Source organism: Oleiphilus sp. HI0067 (assembly GCF_001635735.1).
This window is the reverse complement of the sequence record NZ_LWFI01001184.1, coordinates 1-1,389: the sequence shown is the minus strand read 5'-3', so window position 1 is coordinate 1,389 and position 1,389 is coordinate 1. Positions and strand designations below refer to the sequence as shown.

Here is a 1,389-nt window from a genome sequence, read left to right as displayed (position 1 = left end):
AATAAAGCTGGATATTACATTCAAACACTTAAAACATCTGGAACAAGTATTGATGGAATCAGTCAGCGGGGTGAGTGGGAGTGGTCGCTGGATCAGAGCGAGTTAGATATGCCTTTGTTGAATGAAGCGCCTGTCTGGAGTGCGCAGTTGCGTGATCAAGAATATCGTGCTGTGTTTGAAACGAACTTCTTACGCGAAGCGTGTGAGTTTGATTATCAGGGTTACGCTTTTGAGCTGGTATTAGATGTCGGAGAGATTGTATCTCAAGCTCGCACTAATACGGTGTCTATCAATGAAATTGAGATTGAGCTGAAGGTCAGTCATTCTGCCGAGTCGGCTGGTATGGGAACTGGAAAGGCTGTTTCGGTTTTACAAAGTTTATCGCATGCACTGTGTCAGAACTTGCCATCAGAGCAATATGATGTAAGCAAGGCGGAACGTGGGTACGCCTTGTTTTTAGGCTAAAGAATGATGTTTGGCGGTATTAAGAAGATGAAGTTAGTTGTTGCATGTAAAGCTTGCTTGCTATGTCTTATTCTGAGTTTGTATGCCTCTGTTTCTTTTGCTGATCTCCCAATTGAAAACGCGACAGAAAAAGCAGCTGAGCAAGCGCCTGGCGGCGTGGATGCAATTCAGCATAGCGATGTGAAGTTGGCCGAGTTTTACGTGCTTTATCAGTCAGTGCTGTCTGATTACCTTGTGCCGGGTGAGAAGAATGGTGTTGAACTTAATTTAGTCAATTATGCCGATCTTCGTTCTGACGATCGGTTAGATACGCTCATGCAGTTTTTGGCTGAATACGATTATGATCAACTAACGAATAAGACGGAGCGTATTGCCTACTTCTTGAATGCGTACAACATTATGGCGATCAATATGGTTGTCGAAAATTGGCCCCTGAAAAGTCTTCGCGGTTTAGGGAATATGTTTCGTCCTGTGTGGACGCATAGTTGCGGCACATTTAATAACGAGCACATGACCCTGCGAAAGCTTGAGCATGATATTTTGCGAAAACAAAATGAGCCTCGCATTCATTTCGCTTTAAATTGCGCTTCTGTTTCATGTCCTGATTTGCGATCTGAGCCCTATGTTGGCGAGAGGCTCGAGCAACAGTTGTCTGAGCAAACTTTTGGCTTCTTTAAACAATCGGGAAAGGGCGTGGTTGTTGATGGCAATCAGATCAAGGTGACACCTTTGCTTGATTGGTTCGAGGAGGATTTTGAACCGGTAGGTGGGGTGACTGCTTTTCTTCATACATATCTGCCAAAAGATAGTGTTCCTGCTGATTGGCAGCTTCAAGGTTTTCTTCCGTACGATTGGGAGGTCAATGCGCATCTCTCGGGATCAGAAAAACGCCAAATTAGAATGCGAGATAAGTAAGTCTTTCGG

Annotated in this window: 2 protein-coding genes; both read left to right on the top strand. The window is 44.3% G+C overall.

Annotated elements, in window-relative coordinates; genetic code table 11:
• A partial coding sequence (locus A3739_RS17430; RefSeq protein ID WP_156502655.1) for a CYTH domain-containing protein occupies positions 1 to 465 on the top strand: 465 nt, incomplete at its 5' end.
• A 3-nt stretch (positions 466 to 468) separates the two neighbouring features.
• Positions 469 to 1,380, top strand: a complete 912-nt coding sequence (locus A3739_RS17425) for a DUF547 domain-containing protein (protein ID WP_068475291.1) — start codon at positions 469 to 471, stop codon at positions 1,378 to 1,380.
• Positions 1,381 to 1,389: the final 9 nt, after the last annotated feature.

Coding starts and splice junctions, on each gene's coding strand:
- A3739_RS17425 (WP_068475291.1), top strand. CDS start 469: ATGATGTTTGGCGGTATTAAGAAGATGAAGTTAGTTGTTGCATGTAAA.